This window comes from Microbacterium sp. ISL-59 (assembly GCF_018613945.1).
Taxonomy (GTDB): domain Bacteria; phylum Actinomycetota; class Actinomycetes; order Actinomycetales; family Microbacteriaceae; genus Microbacterium; species Microbacterium oxydans_B.
Window position 1 is genome coordinate 1407645 of record NZ_JAGGPG010000002.1, and the last position, 23823, is coordinate 1431467.

Consider the following 23823-nt stretch of genomic DNA (forward strand, 5'->3'; position numbering starts at 1 on the left):
AAATATCGGTGCGGTGATGGGACAACCATCGACAACGTCCTCGCGTCCCGATAAGGAGATCCTTCAATGAAGAAGTCGCAGCAGCGAATGATTCGTTCCGCCAGTGCCTTCACCGCCCTCGTGACGGCACTGGCTCTGGCCGGTTGTTCATCCGGCGATTCGTCGACCACGACCGACGACGGCCGGACCGTTCTCACGGTGTACGGCTGGAAGGGCGGCGAAGGCGAGCCGGCGAACGTCGCCGAGATCAACGCGGCTTTCGAGAAGGCGAACCCCGACATCAAGCTCGAGTTCGAGGCCATCCCCGCGAACGAGGCCTATTCGCAGCGCGTGCAGCCTGAGCTGCTGGCCGGCAATGCCGCCGACGTGATCATGCTGGACAGCAACCTTCTTGCGACATGGGGGAAGTCCGGATACCTCGCCGACCTGTCCTCGGCGTCCTGGGCCGACGACATCACCCCCGAGGTCGAGAGCTTCGCGACCTATGACGACGCCGTGCTCGCCATGCCCATGGAGGCCATCGGTGTCGGCCTGTACTCGAACATGGAACTGCTGAGCGAGGTCGGTGTGACCGAGGTGCCGAAGGACTGGGAGAGCTTCCTCGACGCGCTCGCCAAGGTGAAGGCTGCCGGCCACGACCCGATCACTCTTCCCGACAAGGCCGGGTGGACGGGCGCGATGGCGCTGCTGAACGCTGCGGCCACGACCGTCGACAAGGGCTGGGACGAAGAGTTCTCCGAGGGTGATGCGAGCTTCTCGGACTGGAAGCCGGCGGTCGAGCAGCTGCTCGACCTGCAGGAGCAGGGCTTCATCGATTGGAAGACCGAGCTCGGTGAAGACGAATGGTCGCAGGGCGCAGACGACTTCACGGCGGGCGACACGGGCTTCTGGCTCCAGGGCGCGTGGAACCTCGGCGGCGTCGCCGAAGCCGGAATCAGGAGTCAGTTCACGGCCTGGCCGGGTGGGGAGCCGGGCGTCGACCCGAACGAACTGCTGTTCGTGGGGACGATGTGGGGCGTCAACGAGGCATCCCCGGTGAAGGACGCCGCGGAGAAATACGTGGACTTCTGGTCCCAGCCCGAGAACCTCGATCTGTTCCTCCAAGCGGAGAACGCGATCTCTCCGTTCGAATCGGGCACCAGCCCGAAGAACGACGCGACGGGCGAGTTCCTCGCGTCCTACGAGGCGGGGAACTACCGCTTCATGCAGACGAACACCTGGATGGCGGGCGACGTGCAGACGCAGATGGGCTCTCGCCTGCAGGCACTGTTCCTCGGTGAGATCACGACCGACGAGTTCCTCGACGAGATGGACGGGATCGCGAAGAAGGCGGATTAGTCCCGTTCCTGGTGCGGTCGCCCTCTCCGGCGGCCGCACCGCTCTCGCTGAAGGATTGTCATGATCTCCAAACGTCCCCTCGTCGCTCTCGGGTTCCTCCTTCCCGCGCTCGTCGTCTACGGGCTCCTCATCCTCTACCCGCTGGTCAACGGCCTCTGGCTCAGCTTCACGGACAGCAGCGGGGGCCCCCGGGCAAACTTCGTCGGCCTCGAGCAGTATTCACGACTGTTCACCGACGGGGAGGTGATCCGAGCAGTCGGCACGACCGTGCTCTACGCCGTCATCGTCGTCGTCCTGCAGAACCTCTTCGGGTTGCTCCTGGCCAGAGCGCTCTACAACCGGCCGCGGATCCGCAAACCGGTCAGCGTCCTCATCCTCATGCCGACGCTCGTCGCCCCGGTGATGGCATCGTTCATCTTCTCGTATCTCTACGCACCGGATGGAACGATCAACGAGGTGCTCCGCGCCCTCGGGCTGGACTCCCTCACCCGCATCTGGCTGGGCGAGACGAGCACGGCACTCGGCGCGGTGGCTCTGGTCAACATCTGGATGTTCGCCGGCTACTCCGCGGCGATCTTCCTCGCCGGATACCTCGCGTTGCCCGCCGATGTCCTCGAAGCGGCCGACCTCGACGGTGCGACGGGATTCCGCCGATTCCGCACGATCGAATGGCCTCTTCTCGCCCCCTCGCTCACGGTGAACATCACGCTCTCCCTCATCGGCTCGCTGAAGGTGTTCGAGTTCCCGTTCGTGCTGACCAACGGCGGCCCGGCGGGATCCACCACAACGCTCACCCTCCTCGTCTACCGCAAGGTATTCGGCGGGGCGGGCGAGTTCGCCTACGGAGTGACGATCGCGGTCCTCCTCCTCGTCATCGTCGTCGTGCTCAGCAGCGTCGCCACGTCCGTTCTGCGCATGCGCGAGAAAAGGATCTGAATCCATGTCCGCATCTCTCCCCGCCCCGGCCCGGTCACGCGACCACCGCCTGTGGAACGCGGGCAAACGTCGGCTCGGCGACATCGGGCTCGTCGTCGGCGTCGCACTGCTCGTGACACCGTTCGCGTTCGCCGTGCTGACCGCGATCCGACCGGCCGCTGACGTGTCGGCGAATCCGCTCGGGTGGCCCGAACACCTCACGCTCGACAACGTCGTGGATGCGTTCCAGCGCATCAACTACGCGCAGAGCGTCGCGAACACCCTCATCATCCTGGTGTGCTCCTGCGTGCTGACCGTCGCCTTCGGCGCCATGGCCAGCTACCCGCTGAGCCGGATCGGGCGCTCCTGGACGAACACCACCTACCGCGTGTTCATCATCGGGACCACCATCCCGATCTATGTGCTCATCGCACCGCTGTACCTGATGATCCGGGATCTGCACATCCTGGGCACGCATCTCAGCGTGATCCTCGTCTACACGGCCATGAACCTTCCGATCGCCGTGTTCTTCTACACCAGCTTCATGCGCCAGGTGCCGACCGAGCTGGAGGAGGCCGCGGCGATCGATGGTGCGGGTCCGCTGCGGATCTTCTTCGTCGTGATCTTCCCACTGCTCGCGCCCGTGACCGCGACGCTGGTGACGTTCATCAGCCTGGTCGTGTGGAACGACCTCATCGTTCCTCTCGTGTTCCTCCAGGGCGAGCAGAACCGCACGATCATGGCGAACGCCTATGCCCTGATCGACCCGAACACGGTGGAGCCGACGACGCTGTTCCCGGCGGCGCTTCTCGGCGTCCTGCCGCTGATCCTGGTGTTCAGCTTCCTGCAGCGCTACGTCGTCGCCGGTATGTCGGCGGGTGCCGTGAAGACCTGACCAGATGAGCGGTGCTCGGCGGCTCGTGGGATCCTGAGAGGATGAGGGATCGGGAAGGAGCGCGATGAGGCGGCCGGTGACCTTGAAGGATGTCGCGGCAGAGTCGGGTGTCTCTGTGCCCACGGCCTCGCGCGTGCTCAACGGCGGTGGACATGTATCCGTCGAGACGCGGCAGCGCATCCATGAGGCCGCGGCACGACTGGACTTCAGGCCCAATGCGCTCGCGCAGTCGTTCGCGCTCGGGCGCAGTTTCACGGTCGGTGTTCTCGCCCAGAAGGCATCCGGCAACTTCTCGACGCCGGTCATCACCGGGATCATCGCGGAGCTCAGCAAGCACGACGTCGCCGTGCTCGTCTACGACGATGAGGACAACGCCGCTGCCCGGCCGGACAATCTCCGCACCCTGCAAGCCCGTCGAGTCGACGGGATCATCGTGGTGGGCGACGGCACGGACGTTCCGTTCCCCTCGATATCGGAGTCGTTCCAGACACCGGTGATCCATGTCTTCGGAGTCTCGGACAACCCCGAGGACACGTGCTTTCTCCCGGACGATGTGCAGGCAGGGCGCCTGGCCGCCGCGCACCTCCTTCGCCAGGGGAGAACGAGGGTCGCGCATGTGACCGCGATGGAGTATTCGCGGGCGGTCCAGGATCGTCTGAGCGGTTTTCGTGCCGAGCTCGCTGATGCCGGCGTGGAGATCGCGCTGTCGGAACCCCTGTTCGGCGACTGGACCATTCCGTGGGGCTACCGTGCCGGTCTCGAGCTGCTCGAACGGCGCGGCGAGTTCGACGCCGTGTTCTGCGGCAACGACTACATCGCTCTGGGCGTCACCCGTGCGTTCGAACAGGCCGGGGTCCGAGTCCCGGAAGACGTCGCACTGGTCGGCTACGACAACTGGTCGAAGTACAGCGGGAGCCCCGATCGATTCCTCACCTCGGTGGATCCTCAGCTGAACAGCCTGGGGCGAGTGGCAGCCGAGGCATTGCTGGCGGACGACCCCGCAGCCCGGCAGCCGGGCGTCAGCTATCAGCCGTGCGTCCTCGTTCCGGGCATGTCGTCAGGGGCGGTCGCCTCCGACGGGCTGGGCGCGATCGCCCTCAGATGAGCGTGTGAAGCGGAGGAGCCGGTGAACCCGTCCACGCGCTGAGACGCGGGCAACCGTGCCGTGAACGGCGACGTGCCCTCCCCACCCGGCATCGCGGATGAGAAGGGCACGAGGGGCGGACGCGTCAGTCCGCAGGTGCAGTCGTGAAGGATGCGGAGAAGTCCGCCACTCCCTCCGGCAGGAACGGTGCCGTGCCGACCTCGACGAGCGGGTCGTCCTTGGTGTGCGTGTTCCACAGCTCCGGGAGCACGCGGAGGAGGAACTTCTCGATCTTGACGATGGAGCCCGCCTCGGGGTTGACCGTCAGGCGGAACCGGGCGTCGTCGGTCTCGTAGACGAGCACTTTGTCGGCCGTGGCGCCGTCTTCGACGGTGATCCCGTCGGCCAGAGCGAGCGCCTCGAGGAAGGTCGCTCGGTACTCGGGGGATGCCGTCAGGATCGGAACCGACCGCAGGAGCTCATTCAACATGTACTCGGCGGCCGGCATCTCGTACTTCTCCTCGATGCTCTCGTACAACCCGTTGGTCTCCGGCTCTCCGTCCTGAGGCATCTTCGCCGCCTCGGCCTTCTCGGCGATCAGCCGGTCTTCCATGCCGCTCTCCCATGCAGCGAGGAATGCCGCGGGTTCGGACGGGAAGTCGGAGGTGGGGACGGGGAGGTCTTCGACGAAGGCGTCATACGTGTGAACCTCAGCGAGCGTCCGAGGCTCCTTCCCGATCGGATACGAAGAGCCGTAGTACGACGTCCACGCCGCGTGGGCGGCCGCCTCATCGCCGAAGATCTCGACAGCGTGGAACTCCGTGTGAGAGGTCTCGGAGAACTTGCGATCCGGTGTGCTGAGATAGGTCGCGCTCGACTCGGTGAGGACGGCGGCCGTCGCATCCGTCCTGAGGTTGCCGAACGGCAGGAACTTCTCGTTCGGGCCGCCGATCATGCCCAGGTGCCGCGTCGTGATCGTCACTTCCATCGGCGCGGCGACGGCGGCGCGGATGGAGGCCGCGGTCTTGTTGAGGTACGTCGATGCTGAGGCCGCTTGCGGCTGGCCGACGACTCCCGGGGGAGTGAGGACGGTGGCTGTCACCGCCACCGCGGCGACGGCCGTGCCTGCCAGTGCCACCGCGACGATGCGTCCGACGGGGCGTCGGCGTCGCGACCGGGCGATCTCCTGGTGGAGGGCGCGACGGGGAGCCTGCGAAGACGCGGGGTAGGTGGGCTTCATCTCGCGCACCGTGTCAAGGATGTCCATGGATGATCTCTTTCTCAGCAAGTCGAATGTGTGCGGTCGCGGGCCGGGGCTCATGGGGAACCTTCGGCGGTGGCGACGGCGGTGGGGCCGCGAGTTTGGTGCGGATGCGGCTCAGCCTCGATCGCACCGTGCCGACCGGGATCCGCAGCGCGGCGGCGATCTGTTCATAGGTGAGGTCTCCCCACGCATGCAGGAAGAGCACTTCCCGATCGCGGGCGGAGAGAGCGGCGATCCGCGGATAGAGGCGCTCGATCTCACCGGCCGCATCGAGCTGTGCGGTCGATCGATCGTGGTCATCCGCGGCGACGGGCTCGCTCTGGGCGACGGACGCCTGCAGAGCTCGCCAGTGCTGGGCCTGTGCGCGGCGATGCTGGCCGAGGACGTTCGTCGCGATGCCCATCAGCCATGGCAGCGCCGATGGCCTGGACATGTCGTAGCGCCCGCGCTTGCGGAACGCGATCAGGAAGGTCTCGCTCACGACGTCGTCTCTCGCCGCCGGTCCGATGCGGCGGGCGACATAGCCGGAGACCGCGTCGATATGTCGTTCGAAGATCTCGGAGAATCGCTCCGCGGCGTCGAACGATTCACGGATGATGTCGTTGTCGTTGCTCACACTGGTTATTCGTCTCCCGCCGGCATCCGGTTCCATCCCTCCCTGTGGGATCGATCCGGGCCGCGCGACTACCGGCGCATCCGGTCGGTCGAATACTCCGCGCTCGCGTACGTCCCGCCCTGCGGCATCGACGCATCGAGCGGCTCTTCGGCGCCCCAGTCGGCGGCATCGTCCTGCGGCGTGAACCCGATCGCCGTGCCCGCGTCGAGATCCCACCAGCGCGTCGTGTTCGCGGACACGGCGTAGAAGACGGCCGTGTGCTCCGTCGTGCTCATTGCGGCGAGGAACGCGCGCACGGCATCCGCAGGGCTGAGCCAGGTGCGCTGTTCGCGCGCGGACCCCGGGCGCTGCTCATAGCTGCCGATGCGCACCGAGACCGTGATGATGCCGAACTTGTCGGCATAGAGCCGGCAGAGCGCTTCGCCCGCCACCTTCGCCACCCCGTAGAAGCCGTCGGGCCGAGGCGGCATCTCCGGCGAGACGCGCTCGCCGGTGGGATACATGCCCGTCAGGCGGTTGCTGCTCGCGAAGACCACTCGGGGAACTCCGGCTCGTCGCGCGGCCTCCAAGACGTGGTAGGTCCCGACGATGTTCACCTCGGCCAGGTCGTGGAAGTCGGCCTCGTCGGCGATCCCGCCGAGATGGATGACCCCGTCGGCGCCGGCGAAAAGCTCGACGAGTGACTCCAGGTCGCCGAGGTCCATCTCCGTGACGGAGTCATCGGGGCCGACCGGCGACGTCGGGCGGATGTCGGTGGACACCAGCTCGACCTGCTGTTCCGCGAGGGCGGCGCGCAGCGCTGATCCGATGGTTCCCGCAGCACCCGTGACGACCCAACGGCTTCCAGTGATCATGGTCGGATGCTACCCGCGGTTCGAGGGGTGGCGGCCGGATCGCGGAGCATCCGAGCGCCCGGGCTAGCGTGGGGCTGACCCTCGGCAGTGTTCGAGGCTGATCCGCTTGCGCTGACGACCACCCTCCCGGCTATGCTCGTGATTGCTATAGCAAACGGGAAGTGCATCCGACCCACTTCAGCGCCGAGAGGGACACATCATGACCGAATCCGCACGCAGCGTCGTGGTGACCGGCAGCGGAAAGGGCATCGGTCGCGCCATCGCCGAGCGACTCACCGCCGACGGATGGATCGTCGTGGGGCTGGAGAGGTCTCCCGGGTCGGGCACGCTCGAGGAGGGGATCGTGGCCGAGGTCGTGCTCGGCGACGCCTCCGACCGCGCCGTCCACCAGCGGGCTGCGGAGGCGGCGCTCGCACGGGCTCCACTGGCCGGTTGGGTGAACAACGCCGGCATCACGAAGCACACCCCGCTGCACGAGCTCGATGAGAGCGTCGTGCGCGAGATCCTCGACATCAACGGCTTCGGCTACATCTGGGGATGCTCGACCGCGGTGTCGGCGTTCATCGATCAGGGCCTCGCCGGGGCGATCGTCAACGTCGGCTCGATCCACGGCCGCGCCAGCCACCCCGACCACGCGGCTTACGAGTTCACCAAGGGCGGCATCGACGCGCTGACCCGCAGCGTGGCCGTGAGCTATGGCCGCCTCGGCATCCGCGCCAACACGGTGGCGCCGGGCGGCGTGCGCACCCCGCACCTCGAAGCGAAGATCGCCGCAGCCCCCGACCCCGCCGCCGAGGAGCGTGGACTCGCCGAAGGGCCGCCGATGGGACGCATCGCCCGATCCGAAGAGGTGGCCGCGGTGACCGCGTTCCTGCTCTCGGACGAGGCACCGTACCTGAGCGGCGAGTCGATCGCGGTGGACGGGGCGTGGACGGCATCCTTCGGCGATGTCGATGTCGACCCGGCGCTGGCCGCCCGGTTCCGGCGGGCGTGAGCGCCGGCGGGGAGACACGGGCGACTCAGCGGAGGATCGCGGCGTCGTCGCGCTGAAAGCGGCTCCGGTACTCGCTGGGCGTGAGGCCGTAGAGCGCGCGGAAGCGCCGGCTCGCATAGTTCGCGTCGTCCCATCCGACGGCCTGGCCGACCTCGGAGACGCTCTTGTCGGTGAGAGCGAGCTGCGTCGCGGCCGCTTCGCCCCGTGCGCGGGTGAGCCACGCCATGGGGGAGATGCCGACATGCGTCTTGAACACCCGATGCACCACCGCGGGCGAGAAGTTCGCGACCCTGCTCAGGTCGGCGATCGTCCAGCGGGCGCTGAGATCGTCCTGCATCAGATTCATCATCGTGATGACCGAGCGCGCGATCGTGCTATCCGTCGCCGGCTGCGGGGAGAGCGCGAGGGTGCTGAAGGAGTCGAGCACGCAGGTCGCCAGACCGATCAGTGTGGGCGCGTGAACCGTGCGCGAGTGCTGCGTGATCTGCTCGAGCCAGCTCAGTACCCGCGCGCACGACTCCTCGTCGAACTCACCGAGATTGGGCTCCCCTCCGAGGAGCGCACGCGCGAGATCGGGATACTCCACGATCCACGAGAGCTCGCGGAGCAGCAGCTCCGGGGCCAGGTAGAGGTTGAAGGTCCACAGCTCATCGGTGTCACGATAGGCATGCCACGAGCCGGGTCGGATGATGATGACCGACCCGCGCGCGATGGGCAGACGCCCCTCACGTGTCACGTGCACCCCGGTTCCCCGGGACACCACCGCGATCTCCAGGTAGTCGTGGGTGTGCTCGGGGATGCCGCCCAGGGCGGGCACGTCGTTCGAGGCGATGGGGAGGGCGCCGGCGCGGAAGACCTCGTAGCGCTGGATGGAGGGGTAACGGACGACCACCACCCCACACTGACATAGCGGACCTCATCGGAGAAGACACCCGCGAGGATCGTGCTAGTGATGAACAGCATCGTGCTGGCAGCGGCACGGAGCGCCGGACAGGATTGTCGATATCCCCCGCTGGGCGACGACGCGAGAACTCAGGGAGCAGTACACGCATGTTCAATGCCGAACAGAAGACCGCACCACCGATGAGGAGTGCCTTCGCACCCGCTCGTCGACGGCGGTGGCGTGGAGCGCACGTTCCGCTCTGGTTCATCGTGCCGGCACTCCTCCTCTACGCCTTCGTCACACTCGTGCCCTCGGCGCGCGGCACCGTCTTCGCCTTCTCGGACTGGGACGGGATCAGCGCCGACTTCGACCTCATCGGGTTCGGCAACTTCGTCGAGGTGTTCACGGACCCGCTCGCGACAGCGGCCCTGGTGAACACGTTCGTGTTCGCCGCGGTCACGATGATCCTGCAGAACGGTCTCGGCCTGCTGCTCGCACTGGCGCTCAACACGGTCGTCAAGAGCGGCGGGCTGCTGCGCACGATCTTCTTCGCCCCGGTGGTCCTGACCCCGCTCGTGTGCGGATACATCTGGAGCTACCTCCTCGCGCCGACGGGCGGCGTCAACGCCGTGCTCGGAGCCCTCGGACTCGACTCGCTGCAGCAGAACTGGCTGGGCGATCCGCAGTTCGCGCTCGGCGCCGTGTGCGTCGCGTACCTGTGGCAGTTCACGGGCTTCTCGATGGTCATCTATCTCGCAGGTCTCAAGGCGCTGCCCTCCGAGGTGATCGAGGCCGCCGTGATCGACGGTGCGGGCCCCGTGCGCCGATTCTTCTCCGTCGTGCTGCCGCTCATCAACGGAGCGGTCGTCATCAACCTGCTCCTGACGCTCATCAACGGCCTCGCGCAGTTCGACCAGGTGTACGCGATGACGGGCGGCGGACCCGCGCGGGCCACGGAGACCATCTCGACCGTCGTGTACAAGGTCGGATTCCAAGGAGGCGACGTGCCCTACGCCACCGCGCTCGCCACAGTGATGGCGATCGTCGTCGCGGTGCTCGCCACAGTCCAATACCGCCTCACTTCGAAGCAGGTCGACCGATGATCAACCGATACACGGGGCGCACCCTCACGCTCGAGATCGCACTGTGGGCAGTCGCGGCCGTCTTCCTGCTGCCGCTCTTCGCCCTCGTCAACCTCTCGCTCAAGGCACCGCACAACCCGACCGGCGCGTTCGTCATCTCGGGCCAGTACAGCGTCGAGAACTTCGGGCGCGCGTGGGAGGACGGCCACCTGGGTGCCGCTCTCATGAACAGCGCCGTCGTGGCCGTGGTCAGCATCGTACTGGTGCTCGTGGCGGCCTCGCTCGCCGCCTATCCGCTGGCGCGGCTCGGCTCCCGCTGGTCGCGGGGGATGTTCTACCTCTTCATGGTCGGGCTGGTCGTGCCCGCGCAGCTCGGCGTGCTGCCGCTGTTCCTGAGCATCCGCGACCTCGGTCTCAACGGCAGCCTGCTCTCGGTGATCCTCGCCGGGGCTGGCAGCTCGATCCCGTTCGCCGTGTTCATCATCACCATGTTCCTGCGCGAGAGCCCACGCGACTTCGAGGAGGCCGCATCCCTCGACGGATGCGGTCCGATCCGCACCTTCTGGCACATCGTGGTCCCGCTGCTGCGGCCCGCGATCGGCACCGTCGCCATCCTCAACGTGATCTCGATCTGGAACAGCTTCTTCATCCCGCTGCTGTTCCTCTCCGGAACCGGCAACGAGACACTGCCCGTGCGCATCAGCGGATTCGTGCGCACCTATCACGCCGACTGGCCGGCGGTCTTCGCCGCGCTCCTGATCTCAGCCGCCCCGATCCTGATCGCGTACTTCTTCCTGCAGAAGTACATCATCCAGGGATTCGCCGGCGGTCTGAAGAGCTGAACCCTCAGCCACCCCCTGCCCCACCCTGCCCCACCCGAGAGGAAAACCCGCATGTTACAACGCAGTGCACCCGCGGCGGCTGTCGGCATCGTCGCCGTCCTGGCCCTCACCGCCTGCTCGACGTCAGACGAACCCGCGAACCCGGGGTCGACCGGCGATCAGAAGACGCTCACCATCGCCACCGACAACGTCGCTCCGCTGGAGGCGGTCGTCGAAGAGTTCGAGGCGGCCCACCCCGACATCACCGTCGAGATCCAGGACGGTGGCAGCGACTATCCCACCTTCCTCCGCACGGGTCTCGCCGCCGGCACCGCCGCCGACGTCATCCGCACCTTCCCCGGCGCCGGCAACGTCGTGAGCGTCGTTCCGCTCGACGAAGCCAGCCAGCTCGTCGACCTCAGCGGGGCCGAATGGGCGGGCGAGCTGTCGCCCACGCAGAACAACCTCTTCAGCAACGACGACAAGCTGCTGTCGGTGCCGATCGGCGCGCTCGGCCTCGGGCCCGTGTACAACGACCAGACGATGGAGGAGCTCGGCCTCGAGATTCCCGAGACCTACTCCGAGGTGCTCGACCTGTGCGCCGCCGCGAAGGACAACGGCAAGGTCGCGTACACGATGTTCCTCAAGGGCGGCAGCTCGATCCCGAGCTACGCCATGCTGGCGCCGCTGCTCTATGGCCCGAACCCCGACTTCACCGTCGAGCAGATCGCGGGCGACCAGTCCTTCGCCGACTCGGAGTGGGTCGACGCCTTCGCCATGCAGCAGGAGATGCTCGCCGCCGGCTGCTTCAACGAGGGGCCGACCGGCACCGAGTGGAACGTCTCGTTCGAGCAGGTCGCCACCGGTCAGGCGCTCGCCACGTTCGCGTTCTCCGACACCACGTCGCTGGAAGACGTGGCTCCGGAGGGCACGACCTTCTCGATCGCCCCGTTCCCGGTCGACGACTCGGGTGACAACTACCTGGCCGCCGCCGACTCTTCGGGCTTCGGCATCAACGCCAAGTCCGACAACCAGGATGCCGCGAAGGTGTTCATCGACTTCCTCGCGACGGCGGATGCGCAGAACGCCTACGCGACCGCGTCGAAGGGGGCGCCCTCGCTCCCGAACGACTCCTTCTCGCCGGACAGCCCGAACCAGGCGACGGTGCTCGAGTATGTGGTTTCGGGCAAGACGGCGACCTGGCCCGACCAGGGATGGCCGGGGACGGCGACCCAGCTCGAGCTGAACGAGGTGACTCAGACGGTCATCCTCGGCTCCGATTCGCCTGAGGTCGCGGCCGAACGGCTCGATGCGGCCTTCGCCAAGGACCTCGCCGACAACTGAGCACGTGAGGTGGCGGGCCGTGACCGGCCCGCCACCCGCGCTGCCCGTCCTCACGGAGAACGAGCTGATGCCGAACACCTTTTCCCGCCTGCGCGTCAACGGGCTCGATTCTCCACTCGGGGTCGACTCGACGTCGGTGCGTCTGAGCTGGAGCGCCGACCAGCCGCTGCGGCCCGACGACCTCATCGTCGTCGAACTCGACACTGACTCGGCCACCGATCACCTGCACGTGCTGAGCGCCGATGCGCGGTCGATCGTGCTGCCCCGACCGGCAGGCCGGCTCGTGCAGTGGCGGGTGGGAGTGCGGCGAGAAGGTCGAATCGCGTGGGATGCCCCGCGCGGCTTCACGACCGCCCTCGATCTCGAATCGACGGGGGCGCAGTGGGTCGCCCATCCCGAGGTGGCGCGCGCTCGCGCCGAGGGCGACGACCGCACGGTGTGGTTCGCCTTCGACATCGAGTCCCGCGCCTCCGACACCCGCACGCTCCTTCACCTGGCAGCCCCAGGGGTGGTCGAGGTGCGCGTCGACGGACGTCTGCGACGCGACGGCCTGCTCGGCCCCGGTTACAGCGACCTGCGCACGGAGGCGTCTGCGGCGACGCACGACCTCGGCCTGCTCGCCCCGGGGCCGCACACGGTGACGATCGAGATGGCATCGGGTCCGTATTGGATCTCGGACGACCCCGCGCGCTACCGGAAGTTCGCCGCGCAGCATCAGGCTCCCCGCCTGCTCGCCGCGATCGAGCAGTTCGGAGCGAGCCCCCGGGTCACGACGACCACGGCGGGGCACACGCGCACCGGCCGCGGCGCGACGCTCGCCGCGCACTGGTATGGCGGCGAGGACTACGACGCGGGCGTCCCCGAACCGTGGGAGCACGGCGCCGACACGGTCGCGGTCGCGGCCGGCGCCCCCTCCCCGAAGATCTGGTGGCCGGAGCATCCGCCCCTCGCCGTGGTGGAGACGCGGGAGGCGAGCGCCGCCTGGGAGGGCTCGCGCGGACGTGTCGTCGACTTCGGGGTCAATATCGCCGGCGTGCCCGAGATCCGGTGGCAGCCCGCCGCGGAGGACCGCGTCGTGGAGCTGCACCCCGCCGAGCTGATCAGCGGTGACGGCGTCGACCAGGACAGCACGGGAACGCCGATCTTCGACAGCGTGCGCATCCCGGCGGGAACAGCCGGCTCGTGGTCGCCCCGGTTCGGCTATCACGGCTTCCGGTACGTCGAGCTCCGAGGACCCAGCGCGGGGATCGAAGTCTCCGCTCACGTCATCCGGGCCGCCAACGCGCGCGCCGGCGGTTTCACGAGCGGCGATCCGTTCCTCCAGCGACTGCACGAGGTGATCGACCGCGCCGTGCAGGGGAACATGCACAGCGTCTTCACCGACTGCCCGCACCGCGAGAAGCTCGGCTGGCTGGAGCAGCTGCACTTCTGCTTCGATGCGATCGCCCGCGGCTACGACGTCGAAGCGCACCTGCGCGACATGCTGCATCACGCGAGGACGGCGCAGCTGCCATCCGGCGCCATTCCGAACACGGTCCCCGAGTTCGTCGACTTCAGCGGACACGCCTACCTCGACGACGACGATGCGTTCCGTTTCGACGTCAACTGGGGCGGCGTCATCGTGCACCTCCCGCTCGCGCACTACCGGGAGTACGGCGACCGACGCGTGCTCGAAGACGACATCGCTGCCATGAAGGCGTACGTCGCCTATCTCGCAAGCCGTCAGGTGGCGGGGCTGATCGACTTCGGCCTCGGCGACTGGATCGCCATCGACGCCTCGGCCCCCCGCGAACTCGTGGCCTCGCACGGGTTCCTGCGCGTGCTCGAATCCGCCGAGGTGATCGCGGAGATCGTGGGCGAGCAGGCGTGGGCGTCGGAGCTCCGGGCGCTGGCGGGTTCCGTGCTCCACGCGCTCCGGCGGCATGAGGCTCCCGGCGCCGATGCCAGTCAGACCGAGCTCGTGATCCTCACGGACATCGCCGAGAAGCGCGGTGACGGCGCGGCATCCGACGCCTTCTTCGCCTCGCTGCTCGAGCGCATCGCGGCCGACGGCGACGCGTTCACCGTCGGCGAGGTCACTTTCGCGCTGCTCGTCGATCTGCTGCACCGGCGCGGTCATGCCGAGCTCGTGCATCGCACGATCTCGCGCACCGATGTTCCGGGCTACGGCATGCAGCTCTCGCGCGGGGTGACCGCCCTCGCGGAGACCTGGTCGGCCGAGAGGCTCACCGTCGGCGAGGGCTCCAACAACCACTTCATGCTCGGGATGATCGACCACTGGCTGCAGAGCGATGTCGCGGGTCTTCGTCAAAGCCCGACCTCCATCGCGTGGCGGTCAGCGGTGATCTCTCCGACCTTCCTGGCCGACGTGCCGAGCGCCGCATCGGTCTATCACTCGGTGCGCGGCACCTACCGGGTGGCATGGCACCGGGAAGGGCCGCACGTGCGCGTGGAGATCGAGATTCCGGTCGACGGGCAGGCGAGCGTGCTGATCCCGGGCGTCGCGCCGCATGACGTCGGCCCCGGTACGCACGTGTACCTCGCAGACGACACCGACATGGTCTTGGCTGCGGCGGAGGTGAGCGCTCATGGTTGACGTGCGCTCCGGCACGCCGGCTTTCGTGTCGGCACTCGAGGAGGATCACGCGCTCCGCGCCTCGGTGCAGAGGCTGCTGCGTGACGACTACGAGGTGGCCGACGTGATGCGGAGCACTCTCGAGAGCGACTGGCCGGGAGACCTCGCCGGGCGCCTGCTGCTCTCGCTCTCCCGGTACGCGCGGGCCGGAATGCCGACCCTCGAGCGTGCGACGCAGCTGAACGAGGCGATGCTCGATGTGCTCGTGCCGCGCGGGTATCTCGGCCCCGAGGTCGGGGAGGTCAGCGATGAGCAGCAGGTCGCCTGCCATGGGTGGGTGGCCGCGGGGCTGCTGCAGTTCTTCCACGTCACCGGCGACGAACGCTCCCGGAGGGCCGCGTTCCGCGTGATCGACGCGCTCATCGCCCCGGCTCTCCGGCGCCGCGACTATCCGTGGGCGCGCGTCGTCCCCACCTACGGCGGTGCGCCATCGGGCACCGCCACCGAGGTGATCGACGGGTGGGCCGTCTCGAGCGACGTGTGGTGCGTGCTGCTGTCCTTGAACGCGCTCGTGCCGGCGGCCCTCCTCAGCGGGCGCTCCGATCTCGCCGATCTCATCGTCGAACTGACGCAGACCGTGAGCACCCTGGATGTCGTCGCGCACCGGGCCCAGCTGCACGCGGTGCTCGCCGCCGCCCGCAACCTCGCCGACTGGTCGGTCGCGACCGGCGACGCACAGGCCGCCGATGTCGCGGCCGTGCTCTACGAGACATACGCGCGCGAGGGCCGCACGCTCAATCACGCCACCTTCAACTGGTTCGGCCGCCCCGACAGCTGGACGGAGCCGTGCGCGATCGTCGACTCGATCGGCGTCGCGGGATCCCTCCACGAGCTGACCGGCGATGGCCGGTACCGAGTGGATGCCGCCCGCATCGCGCACAACGGGCTGTCCTTCGCCGAGCGCCTCGACGGCAGCTTCGGGCTCGACACGATCGCCACCGCGAGCGATCCGATCCTCGCGGCGGTCGAACCCGATGCGCACTGGTGCTGCACGATCCGCGGGGCGATCGGGCTGCTCGAGGCTCGGGAGACCGCAGCCCGGCTGCACGGGGAGGTGTTGGTGGTCACCGACCTGTACCCCGGCACGCACGTGGTGCACACGGACGTCGGTGTCTGGCGCATCCGCCAGGAGACGCGCTATCCCGCGGACATGACGGTCGGCTTCACGGTCGTCGACGCGCCGGAGACGACCGGGGAGTTCGTGATCGAGATCGCGATGGAAGACGTTGTCCAGACCGTGTCGCTCCCCGCCCAGGCCGGTGCGACCGAGGCCGTCGAACTCGTCTTCTCACCGCACCGGGAACAGCTCACGGACGCGGATGTCGAGCGGGTGGGTCCGGTGCTGTGGGTGCGCGACGCACACGATCCCGACGCGCCGGCGCGGTCGCTCACCGACTTCGCGGGCACCTTCCCCGGCGTGGACGGCCCCCGCCTGATCCTCACTCTCGACGTCGACGGGCGGCGTCGATAACAGCCGAACACCGGACCGGCACCGATGCCGGACGCTCAAAGGAGAGCACATGAGATATCGCAATCTGATCGGGGCGCTCGCCGCGGTCGCGCTCGTGGCCACGGGTGCAGTGTCGCCCGCTGTCGCCGCGGTTGGCACCGCCGATACCGCCGCCGATGCCACCACCACCGGCGCGGCCGACACTGCCGCGACCGCGGCCGCTACGCCGAATGTCGGAATCTGGTACGCCACCTGGTACTCGAAGGTCCCTGCGCTGCCGATCACCTCCGCGACGGGCCACGGTGCCTCCAGCGCGAGCCAGTTCCTCGCCGATGTGAACGGCGACGGAAAGGACGATGCCGTCACGTTCGACGCCACGGGTGTGTGGAGGGTGGGGCTCTCGACGGGCACCGGTTTCGCGGCGGCGACCGCCTGGGTGTCCGGCCACGGAGCCGGGTCGAGTGAGCGCTTCATGGCCGATGTCAACGGTGACGGCCGCGCGGATGCGGTCGCGTACTTCGCCACTGACGGCAACGGCGACGGGCAGCCGGGCGACTGGTACGTCGCGCTCTCGTCGGGGACGTCGTTCCAGCAGTACACGCTCTGGAGGGCGAACACCGGGGCGAGCGCCAATGCACGTTTCGTCGCCGACGTGACCGGAGACGGCCGCGCGGATCTCGCCACCTTCACCAACGGTTCCGGAGCGGTGAACAGTGGCACGTGGCACGCCGGCGCCTCATCGGGCACCGGCTTCGCCGCCCTCACGACCTGGCGGACCGGTTTCGGCGGCAACACGACCCGCCAGTTCCTCGCCGACACGACCGGAGACGGCAAGGCGGATGCGGTGTACTTCGCCGCGTGGGACGGGTCCTGGTACACGACTCCGTCGACCGGCACCGCGTTCGGAGCCCCCGCCGCGTGGACCACCACGCACGGCATCGGATCGAACGACCAGTTCGTCACGGATGGCAACGGCGACGGCTACGCGGAACCCTACGTCTACTTCCACGCCGACGTCACAGGTGACGGTGTGGGCGGCGACCTGATGGGCCGCGAATACGACCGCGCGCTCAAGGCCATCTCGCCGGAGAACATCGCGCTGCACACGGGGTTCGGGGTGGGCGCGACGCGTCTGTTGCAGGGGAACATCACCGGCGACCGCTACGGCTGGAAGGCGACCGTCGCCTTCACCGCCGGAGTCGGCGGCGGAACCTGGAACGCTCTGCGATATCGTTCGGCGGACAGCGTCTCGACGAACACCTGGGCGGGATTCCCCGGCAAGCCGGCGATCCGGTACGTCCCGTACACCCTCGGCAGCTACCAGACGTACGACAGCGGGAACTCGGCGGTGATCGACGAGCACCTGAACACCATCTCCGGTGCGGAGATCGACTGGCTCCTGCTCGACGAGACGAACGGTCTGAACAACGTCAGCGGTGCCATCCTCAACCGGGCGGCCGACGTCGCGGCGCGCATCGCGGTGCACAACGCGCAACCCGCGAAACGCGACATCCGATACGCCTTCGCCATCGGCCGGGTGCAGTGGACGGGCACCCCCGTGACGATCGAGCAGGAAGCGGCCCAGACCTGGGCCGAGTTCGCCGGTGATCCCACGATCGGCGGGCCCGAGCACTACCACCAGGTCGACGGGAAGCCGCTGCTCGTGGTGTACGCGCCGGTCTCGACGCAGAACGCGTGGCGCTCCTACACGGGTGACAAGAGCGCGTCGAACCACTTCACCGTGCGCTTCGCCTCGAGCGCGCTGCCGGGTGAGTACGGCTGGCAGCTCGGCCCCGACGGCTCGCCCTCGAACGACGAGGTGATGCTCACCATGCCCGGGTGGAACAACAACGTGCCCGGCTACACCCCGGTCTCGCGTCAGAACGGGCTCTACTACATCGAGAAGACGTGGCGGCGGGTGCTCGACCGGCCGACCCCGCCCGAGAGCGTCGTGATCAACTCGTTCAACGAGTTCGCCGAGGAGACATCGGTGCAGATCGCCGACACGAGCGGTCTCGTGGCACCCGCCGAGAAGTGGACCAACACCGACGGCGTGATCGACAACTCGATGTACTGGAACATGACGAAGGACTTCGTGCGCCAGCTGAAGCATCCGGACGCCGTGCATCATGCGAAGTCCGACTTCGCCAGCACCCAGGGCGCCGGAGGGTGGTCGTACGAGCAGTGGACCTACCCGAGCGGCTCACGGGTGATCACGCCGATGACGTGGGATGCCGCCAACACCCGGTGGAAGGGAACGGCCACCTGGACCATGGTCCGGTCCGACGCACAGCATCCGGATGTCGGAGCCGATGCCGCGCGCGTCTATGTCGCCCCGACTGCGGGCAGCACGGTGGTCACGGGCGTCGTTTCCAAGCCGCAGGCGGGTGGTGACGGAGTGGTCGTGCGCATCCTCAAGAACAACACCCAGATCTGGCCGACCGGCACGACGGGCACCACTCTGACGACGGCCGCGGCGCGCACGTTCCGGGTGCCGGTGACGGTCGCGGCCGGCGACCGTCTGGAGTTCGTCACCCAGGCGCGCTCCACCGCGGCGTACGACACGACGGCGTGGGACGCGACGGTCACCTACCAGTAGGCGACGAAGCGGGCACCCTTCTCGGTCGAGGAGGGTGCCCGCTTCTTCGTGCCTCAGGGAATCGGCACCGCGCGGTCGGCGCCGAGGCGCTTCATCACCATGGTCGAGGTGAGCCGCTGCACGCCGGGGAGCGCTCCGAGGGTGCTGTCGTAGAGCTCCTGGTACGCGCTCATGTCGCGGGTGAGGATGCGCAGCATGTAGTCGGGGTCGCCGAACAGGCGCTGCGCCTCGGCGACCGCGGGGATGGCCACGACCGCCTCTTCGAACGCGACGATGGTGTCCTTGTCGGTGCGCCCGATCGTCACGAACACGATGGCCTCGAACGTGAGCCCGACCGCCTTCGGAGCCACCACCGCGCGGTACCGCTCGATCGCCCCGGACTGCTCCAGCTCCTTGAGCCGTCGATGACAGGCCGAGAGGCTCAGACCGACCTGCGAAGCGAGGTTCGTCGCGCTCATCCGGCCGTCATCCTGCAGCAGCGAGAGAATCTCCCGGTCAAGTGCATCCATGGCGACAAGTCTTGCAGGAATCGGTCGCGAGTACGCGAAGAATCGAAGCACCTTTCGCGGAATCCTTCGTAGTCTCTTCCTCGGATTGAGGAGGGTTGATGGATATCGCACTGGTCATGCAGTTCTGGGTGGTCGCGGTCATGCTCGCGCTGACCCCCGGCGCCGACTGGGCGTACGCGATCTCGGCCGGCTTGCGGGCCCGCTCGATCGCGCCGTCGATCCTCGGGATGCTCGCCGGCTACACGGTCGTCATCGTCGCCGTCGCGCTGGGGCTCGGCGCGCTCGTCACCGCGTATCCGGTCACGCTCACGACCCTGACTGTGGTCGGGGCGCTCTACCTGATCTTCCTCGGCGCGACGACGCTCGCCAGCCGCCCGGCTCCGATCGCCGAGAGCGGGGAGCCGATCGCGACCGGCGGATGGTCGCAGTTCCTGCGAGGGTCGGGAGTGAGCGGCATCAACCCCAAGGGATTGCTTCTCCTGCTCGCTTTGCTGCCGCAGTTCACGAGTCCGGACGGCTGGTCGTCGACGACGCAGATGCTCGCGCTCGGCGGACTGCACCTGCTCAACATCGCCGTCGTCTACACGACAGTCGGGCTGCTCGCCCGCCGCCTGCTGCGCACCCGCCCACGCGCGAGCTCGCTGGTCACCCGCCTCGCCGGCATCGCGATGACCGTCATCGGCGTCGGGATCCTCGTCGAGCAGGTGTTCGAGTGGTTGTGAGCAGCGCTTAAGCACGGTGCTCGGCGACGCCTCGATCACAGGGCCGGGGTAGCGTCGGACGCGGATTCATCTGGGGACGACGGGAAGGGTGACAGGCATGGCACGGACCACCACGGCCCTCCGTCTGCTGCTGCCGGCGTTCCTGCTCGGCGCGATCATCGCCCTCTCCTTCCTGGAAGCGCCGCTGAAGTTCCTGGCGCCGGGTGTCACGATCCCGATCGGACTGGGCATCGGGCGGCTCGTGTTCACGGCGTTGAACGTGCTCGCGGGCGTGGTGCTGATCGTCCTCACCGTGGTGAGCGTGCGCGCGCGGGCGGGGCGCGCGACGCGGGGGATCCTCGGCGCGATCTGGCTCGTCTACCTCGTCGAGGTCGCGGTCATCCGCCCCGTGCTGAACCAGCGCAGCGACCTGGTGATCGCAGGATTCGCGGCCGCCGGGACCAACTGGGCGCACTACGCGTACATCGTGGCCGATGTGACTCTGGTCGGTCTGCTGATCGCCCTGATCGTCGTGACCGTTCGGAAGGTCCTGCCGGGCGGCGCTCGCTGAGCTCCCGCGTCAGGGGCGGACGCGCACCGTTCGGCCCTCGAACGACACCAGGTCGCCGTCGCGCAGCTGGCGTCCGCGGCGGCGATCGACCTCACCGTTGACGGTCACATACCCGTCGATGATGACCTCTTTGGCGTTGCCGCCCGAGTCGAGGAGGCCGGCGAACTTGAGGAACTGTCCGAGGCGGATCACTTCGCCGCCGATGGAGATGTCGTCGATCGGTCCGGAGCTGCTCATCCCTGAATGCTAGCCGTCGCCGCGTCCGCCCCGGCGCATGATGATGCCGCCGCCCCCGGGGGAGGGGCGGCGGCATCGGGAGTGTCGGACGTCGCAGGACGGCCCGGGGACGAGGCCCTCGGCTCAGTCGATGTCGGTTCCGACGACGGCGAAGTCGGCGCTGAAGTCGATGTCGATCGAACGGTTGTCCGACGTGAGAACCGACGCGTCGTAGGGGCTCACGTCGTCGCCGTCCACATCGAGGTCGGTGATCATGCCGTCGGCCTCGGCGAGCGCGGCATCGACCAGCGAGCGGATCGCCGCGTCGTCGAGGGTGAGCGCGGGACCGGTGTCGTCGCCGTCAGCGGGATCGGTCTCGATGACGGAAGCCGCGAGGTTCTCGTCGACGCGGACGTCGGTCTCGGTCCCGTCGGTCGTCGTGAGCTGCACCTCCCAGGTGCCGTCGCGCTTCGCGTCGATCGACGTGACCTCGCCCTCGGCGGCGCCTCGTGCGGCATCCGCGATCTCGATGAGCTCGTCTGCTGATGCCGTGCCGATGCCGGTCACCGGGCCGCGGTCGTTCGACGAGGTGTTGTCGTCGTCCTGTCGATCGTCGTCGTGATCGCCCTGGGGCGCTCCTTCGTCGTGACGGGGGCCGTCGGACATCGAAGAGTGGTCGTCGTCGTCGCCGAACTCGTCGCCGATCGCCGCGCCGACTGCGATGCCGCCGCCCGCGAGGATCACGGCCGCAGCGATGCCGCCGCCGATGAGGAGGGCGCGCTTGCGTCCGGGCTTGGCCTCGGATGCGGCGGGGGCGGCGACCGGCTCGGCCGCGGCGAACGTCGGGTGCTGCCCGGCGTCGGCGGTCGGGGTTGCCGCGGGCGGAGCCGGGGCGACCGGGACGGTCTGCGCATCCGGGGTGCTCGCGGGGGTCTGGTCGGGAGTCTGGTCCGGGGTGGGTGTCTTGTCGTCCATGTCCCGATGGTCTCGCGCGGGCGCTGAAGCCTCCCTGAAGCCTCCTGAAGCCGTCTTCAGGAACGGGGGGATCCGCGCTCAGGCGCCGAGCGGCAGCGTGACGACGAAGCGGGCGCCACCCCAGCGGGAGTCGTCGACCGCGAGAGTCCCGCGGGCCGATGAGGCGATGCCGCGGGCGATCGCGAGACCGAGTCCGCTGCCGCCGGCGTCGCGGCTGCGCGCGTCATCGAGGCGGACGAAGCGCTCGAAGATGCGCTCCCGCTCCTCGGCGGGCACGCCGGTGCCGTCGTCTTCGACCGTCACGAACACGTGCCCGCCGGAGGGCGTCACGCCGATCGCGACCCGGCCGCGGCTGTGCCGCACGGCGTTGTCGGCGAGGTTGCGCACCAGCTGCCCGAGCAGACGGGGATCACCGTTCACCCTGGCCGCCCGGATGCCGGAGCCGTCGACATCGAATCCGGCCGCGCGCAGTCGGCGCACCTCACCGAGCGCGATGTCGTCGAGGTCGACCGCCTCGTCGTGCGTGCTCGCGCCCTCGTCGAGGCGGGCGAGCAGCAGCAGGGACTCGACGATGCCCTGCAGGCGCAGCCCCTCTTCCGAGACGACCTCCGCGAGCTCGCCGATGCTCGTCACGTCGGGGTGGGCTTGTGCGAGCTCGGCGTGCTGACGGATGGTCGCGAGGGGAGAGCGCAGCTCGTGCGAGGCATCCGACACGAAACGTCGCTGCGCGGTGGCCGCGGCATCGAGTCGATCGAGCATCCCGTTCATGGTGGTCGCGAGCGCCGCGATCTCATCCGCGGTCTCCGGCACCGGCACGCGCTGGTGCAGGCGCTCGGCGGTGATGCCGTCGACCTTCTCGCGGATGCGCTCGACCGGACGGAGCGCCCGGCCGACCACGAGCCAGGTGGTCACCGCGACGAGCAGCAGGAGCAGGGGGACGGCGATGGCGAGCAGGGTCGCGACCGTCGTCAGGGTCTCGGCGTCGTCATCCATCGACACGGCCAGCACGAGTGTCTGGTCGTCATCGAGGTCGTCCGAGACGACGAGCATCCGCTCCCCGTCGACGGTCAGCGTCTGCGGGTCGTCGGACACGGGCAGAGCCGCGGAACCGAGCGCTTCCCTGGCGTCTTCGCTGGCCGCCCGTACCGATCCGTCCGGGCCGACGAGCTGCACGAACTCGTCCTCGAGGGAGTCGATCCCGCCGCGGCCCGGTCCGTCGCTGCGCTCGGCGAGCTCATCGAGGCGCTGCTCAGCCGCCCGCTCTGTGCTGCCGTGGATGCTGGCGCTGAGCACGCCGTAAAACGAGAAGGCGCCGATGAGCAGGGCCACCGCGACGACGACCGTCGCCCCGAGCGTGGTCCTCCCGCGCACCGAGCGCCAGCTGCGCCTAGCCACCGTCGGCCGCCAGCCGGTAGCCCGCACCGCGGATCGTCTCGATCGCCTCGCGCCCGAACGGCTTGTCGAGCTTGCGGCGCAGATGCCCGACGTAGACCTCGACGATGTTCGGGTCGCCGTCGAAGTCGTCGTCCCAGACACCCTCGATGAGTGCGCGCTTCGACAGGACCTGACCCCGGTGGCGCATGAGGTACTCCAGCACCGAGAACTCGCGTGCAGTGAGCGTGATCGGGGTGTCGCCGCGCCAGACGCGGTGGGCGGCGGGGTCGAGTCGCAGATCGCCGGCCTCCAGGATCGCGGGGCGCGCGACGGCCCCGCGGCGCACGAGGGCACGGAGGCGGGCGACGAGGATCGCGAACGAGAACGGCTTGGTGACGTAGTCGTCGGCCCCGGTCTCGAGCGCCTCGACCTGGTCCCACTCGCCGTCCTTGGCGGTCAGCATCAGCACGGGCGTCCAGTTCTCCTCAGCGCGTAGCGCCTCGCACACCTTCCACCCGCTCATGCCCGGCATCATCAGGTCGAGCACGATCGCGTCATACCGGGTCTCCCGCGCCCGCCAGAGTCCGTCGACGCCGTTGTGCGCGACGTCGACGGCGAAGCCCTCGGCCTCCAAGCCGCGGCGTACGCCCTCGGCCAGGCGCACCTCGTCGTCCACCACCAGGATCCGCATTCCTCCAGTGTG

Annotated in this window: 22 protein-coding genes; 13 read left to right on the forward strand and 9 right to left on the reverse strand. The window is 68.5% G+C overall.

From position 1 onward, the window contains the following. Positions 1-66: 66 nt before the first annotated feature. The 4 genes from J7E45_RS10810 (at position 67) to J7E45_RS10825 (ending at position 4253) form a co-directional block, all read left to right on the forward strand. Complete coding sequence (locus tag J7E45_RS10810) at positions 67-1338, forward strand: ABC transporter substrate-binding protein (protein WP_215069094.1); 1272 nt, start codon at positions 67-69, stop codon at positions 1336-1338. A gap of 60 nt (positions 1339-1398) precedes the next feature. After that, the gene (locus tag J7E45_RS10815) at positions 1399-2274 is read left to right on the forward strand and encodes a carbohydrate ABC transporter permease (RefSeq protein ID WP_029264277.1); all 876 of its coding nucleotides are present in this window, start codon (positions 1399-1401) and stop codon (positions 2272-2274) included. 4 nt (positions 2275-2278) lie between these two features. Then, positions 2279-3148 carry a carbohydrate ABC transporter permease gene (locus J7E45_RS10820; RefSeq protein ID WP_215069097.1) on the forward strand — a complete coding sequence of 290 codons (870 nt, stop codon included), beginning with the start codon at positions 2279-2281 and terminating at the stop codon, positions 3146-3148. Positions 3149-3224: 76 nt separating this feature from the next. Then, entirely contained in the window at positions 3225-4253 is a 1029-nt protein-coding gene (locus tag J7E45_RS10825; protein WP_215069099.1) for a LacI family DNA-binding transcriptional regulator, read from the forward strand. A 124-nt stretch (positions 4254-4377) separates the two neighbouring features. On the opposite strand, the gene J7E45_RS10830 is transcribed toward J7E45_RS10825, so the two are convergent. From J7E45_RS10830 to J7E45_RS10840, 3 genes are all read right to left on the reverse strand, one after another. Then, on the reverse strand, positions 4378-5499 hold the full coding sequence (locus J7E45_RS10830) for a hypothetical protein (RefSeq protein ID WP_215069102.1): 1122 nt from the start codon (positions 5497-5499) through the stop codon (positions 4378-4380). Continuing rightward, positions 5486-6112 carry an RNA polymerase sigma factor gene (locus J7E45_RS10835; RefSeq protein WP_215069104.1) on the reverse strand — a complete coding sequence of 209 codons (627 nt, stop codon included), beginning with the start codon at positions 6110-6112 and terminating at the stop codon, positions 5486-5488. The genes J7E45_RS10830 and J7E45_RS10835 overlap by 14 nt, the downstream gene beginning before the upstream one ends. Positions 6113-6180: 68 nt before the next feature. Further along, on the reverse strand, positions 6181-6966 hold the full coding sequence (locus J7E45_RS10840; protein WP_215069106.1) for an NAD(P)-dependent oxidoreductase: 786 nt from the start codon (positions 6964-6966) through the stop codon (positions 6181-6183). Positions 6967-7165: 199 nt separating this feature from the next. On the opposite strand from J7E45_RS10840, the gene J7E45_RS10845 reads away from it, so the two are divergent. Then, positions 7166-7960, forward strand: coding sequence for an SDR family NAD(P)-dependent oxidoreductase (locus tag J7E45_RS10845; protein ID WP_215069108.1), 795 nt, complete (start codon positions 7166-7168; stop codon positions 7958-7960). A 25-nt stretch (positions 7961-7985) separates the two neighbouring features. On the opposite strand, the gene J7E45_RS10850 is transcribed toward J7E45_RS10845, so the two are convergent. Continuing rightward, a complete protein-coding gene (locus J7E45_RS10850; RefSeq protein ID WP_167635406.1) occupies positions 7986-8852 on the reverse strand; it encodes an AraC family transcriptional regulator in 867 nt (288 codons plus the stop codon). Positions 8853-9010: 158 nt separating this feature from the next. Between J7E45_RS10850 and J7E45_RS10855 the strand changes: the two genes are divergently transcribed. From J7E45_RS10855 to J7E45_RS10880, 6 genes are read left to right on the forward strand one after another with little or no spacing between them, the layout of a single operon-like run. After that, positions 9011-9946 (forward strand): carbohydrate ABC transporter permease, encoded by a 936-nt coding sequence (locus J7E45_RS10855; protein ID WP_231481646.1) that lies wholly within the window; start codon positions 9011-9013, stop codon positions 9944-9946. Next, positions 9943-10767: a carbohydrate ABC transporter permease gene (locus J7E45_RS10860; RefSeq protein ID WP_215069110.1), complete on the forward strand. Its 825-nt coding sequence runs from the start codon at positions 9943-9945 to the stop codon at positions 10765-10767. Before J7E45_RS10855 ends, J7E45_RS10860 begins: the two co-directional genes overlap by 4 nt. A 51-nt stretch (positions 10768-10818) precedes the next feature. Continuing rightward, on the forward strand, positions 10819-12090 hold the full coding sequence (locus J7E45_RS10865; protein WP_215069112.1) for an ABC transporter substrate-binding protein: 1272 nt from the start codon (positions 10819-10821) through the stop codon (positions 12088-12090). A gap of 19 nt (positions 12091-12109) precedes the next feature. Continuing rightward, positions 12110-14686 carry a family 78 glycoside hydrolase catalytic domain gene (locus J7E45_RS10870; RefSeq protein ID WP_215069115.1) on the forward strand — a complete coding sequence of 859 codons (2577 nt, stop codon included), beginning with the start codon at positions 12110-12112 and terminating at the stop codon, positions 14684-14686. Further along, a complete protein-coding gene (locus J7E45_RS10875) occupies positions 14679-16196 on the forward strand; it encodes a hypothetical protein (protein WP_215069116.1) in 1518 nt (505 codons plus the stop codon). The genes J7E45_RS10870 and J7E45_RS10875 overlap by 8 nt, the downstream gene beginning before the upstream one ends. Positions 16197-16245: 49 nt before the next feature. After that, positions 16246-18774 (forward strand): VCBS repeat-containing protein, encoded by a 2529-nt coding sequence (locus tag J7E45_RS10880; protein WP_215069119.1) that lies wholly within the window; start codon positions 16246-16248, stop codon positions 18772-18774. Between the two features lie 53 nt (positions 18775-18827). Here J7E45_RS10880 and J7E45_RS10885 read toward each other — a convergent pair whose 3' ends face one another. Then, positions 18828-19283 carry an Lrp/AsnC family transcriptional regulator gene (locus J7E45_RS10885; RefSeq protein WP_029264299.1) on the reverse strand — a complete coding sequence of 152 codons (456 nt, stop codon included), beginning with the start codon at positions 19281-19283 and terminating at the stop codon, positions 18828-18830. Between the two features lie 98 nt (positions 19284-19381). Between J7E45_RS10885 and J7E45_RS10890 the strand changes: the two genes are divergently transcribed. Both J7E45_RS10890 and J7E45_RS10895 read left to right on the forward strand, forming a co-directional pair. Continuing rightward, on the forward strand, positions 19382-20005 hold the full coding sequence (locus J7E45_RS10890) for a LysE family translocator (protein WP_215069120.1): 624 nt from the start codon (positions 19382-19384) through the stop codon (positions 20003-20005). Between the two features lie 97 nt (positions 20006-20102). Next, positions 20103-20555, forward strand: a complete 453-nt coding sequence (locus tag J7E45_RS10895) for a hypothetical protein (protein WP_215069122.1) — start codon at positions 20103-20105, stop codon at positions 20553-20555. A gap of 9 nt (positions 20556-20564) precedes the next feature. Here J7E45_RS10895 and J7E45_RS10900 read toward each other — a convergent pair whose 3' ends face one another. From J7E45_RS10900 to J7E45_RS10915, 4 genes are all read right to left on the reverse strand, one after another. Beyond that, the gene (locus tag J7E45_RS10900) at positions 20565-20792 is read right to left on the reverse strand and encodes an RNA-binding S4 domain-containing protein (protein ID WP_215069125.1); all 228 of its coding nucleotides are present in this window, start codon (positions 20790-20792) and stop codon (positions 20565-20567) included. A gap of 123 nt (positions 20793-20915) precedes the next feature. Continuing rightward, a complete protein-coding gene (locus tag J7E45_RS10905; RefSeq protein WP_215069127.1) occupies positions 20916-21746 on the reverse strand; it encodes a hypothetical protein in 831 nt (276 codons plus the stop codon). 78 nt (positions 21747-21824) lie between these two features. Beyond that, on the reverse strand, positions 21825-23141 hold the full coding sequence (locus J7E45_RS10910; RefSeq protein ID WP_308162107.1) for a HAMP domain-containing sensor histidine kinase: 1317 nt from the start codon (positions 23139-23141) through the stop codon (positions 21825-21827). Further along, a complete protein-coding gene (locus J7E45_RS10915) occupies positions 23134-23811 on the reverse strand; it encodes a response regulator transcription factor (RefSeq protein WP_215069129.1) in 678 nt (225 codons plus the stop codon). Before J7E45_RS10915 ends, J7E45_RS10910 begins: the two co-directional genes overlap by 8 nt. Positions 23812-23823 lie beyond the last annotated feature (12 nt).

Excerpts from the sequence above, each read along its gene's own strand:
- J7E45_RS10810 (WP_215069094.1), top strand. The coding sequence starts at position 67 with ATGAAGAAGTCGCAGCAGCGAATGATTCGTTCCGCCAGTGCCTTCACC.
- J7E45_RS10815 (WP_029264277.1), top strand. The coding sequence starts at position 1,399 with ATGATCTCCAAACGTCCCCTCGTCGCTCTCGGGTTCCTCCTTCCCGCG.
- J7E45_RS10820 (WP_215069097.1), top strand. The coding sequence starts at position 2,279 with ATGTCCGCATCTCTCCCCGCCCCGGCCCGGTCACGCGACCACCGCCTG.
- J7E45_RS10830 (WP_215069102.1), bottom strand. The coding sequence starts at position 5,499 with ATGGACATCCTTGACACGGTGCGCGAGATGAAGCCCACCTACCCCGCG.
- J7E45_RS10840 (WP_215069106.1), bottom strand. The coding sequence starts at position 6,966 with ATGATCACTGGAAGCCGTTGGGTCGTCACGGGTGCTGCGGGAACCATC.
- J7E45_RS10845 (WP_215069108.1), top strand. The coding sequence starts at position 7,166 with ATGACCGAATCCGCACGCAGCGTCGTGGTGACCGGCAGCGGAAAGGGC.
- J7E45_RS10855 (WP_231481646.1), top strand. The coding sequence starts at position 9,011 with ATGTTCAATGCCGAACAGAAGACCGCACCACCGATGAGGAGTGCCTTC.
- J7E45_RS10860 (WP_215069110.1), top strand. The coding sequence starts at position 9,943 with ATGATCAACCGATACACGGGGCGCACCCTCACGCTCGAGATCGCACTG.
- J7E45_RS10865 (WP_215069112.1), top strand. The coding sequence starts at position 10,819 with ATGTTACAACGCAGTGCACCCGCGGCGGCTGTCGGCATCGTCGCCGTC.
- J7E45_RS10875 (WP_215069116.1), top strand. The coding sequence starts at position 14,679 with ATGGTTGACGTGCGCTCCGGCACGCCGGCTTTCGTGTCGGCACTCGAG.
- J7E45_RS10880 (WP_215069119.1), top strand. The coding sequence starts at position 16,246 with ATGAGATATCGCAATCTGATCGGGGCGCTCGCCGCGGTCGCGCTCGTG.
- J7E45_RS10885 (WP_029264299.1), bottom strand. The coding sequence starts at position 19,283 with ATGGATGCACTTGACCGGGAGATTCTCTCGCTGCTGCAGGATGACGGC.
- J7E45_RS10890 (WP_215069120.1), top strand. The coding sequence starts at position 19,382 with ATGGATATCGCACTGGTCATGCAGTTCTGGGTGGTCGCGGTCATGCTC.
- J7E45_RS10895 (WP_215069122.1), top strand. The coding sequence starts at position 20,103 with ATGGCACGGACCACCACGGCCCTCCGTCTGCTGCTGCCGGCGTTCCTG.
- J7E45_RS10900 (WP_215069125.1), bottom strand. The coding sequence starts at position 20,792 with ATGAGCAGCTCCGGACCGATCGACGACATCTCCATCGGCGGCGAAGTG.
- J7E45_RS10905 (WP_215069127.1), bottom strand. The coding sequence starts at position 21,746 with ATGGACGACAAGACACCCACCCCGGACCAGACTCCCGACCAGACCCCC.
- J7E45_RS10915 (WP_215069129.1), bottom strand. The coding sequence starts at position 23,811 with ATGCGGATCCTGGTGGTGGACGACGAGGTGCGCCTGGCCGAGGGCGTA.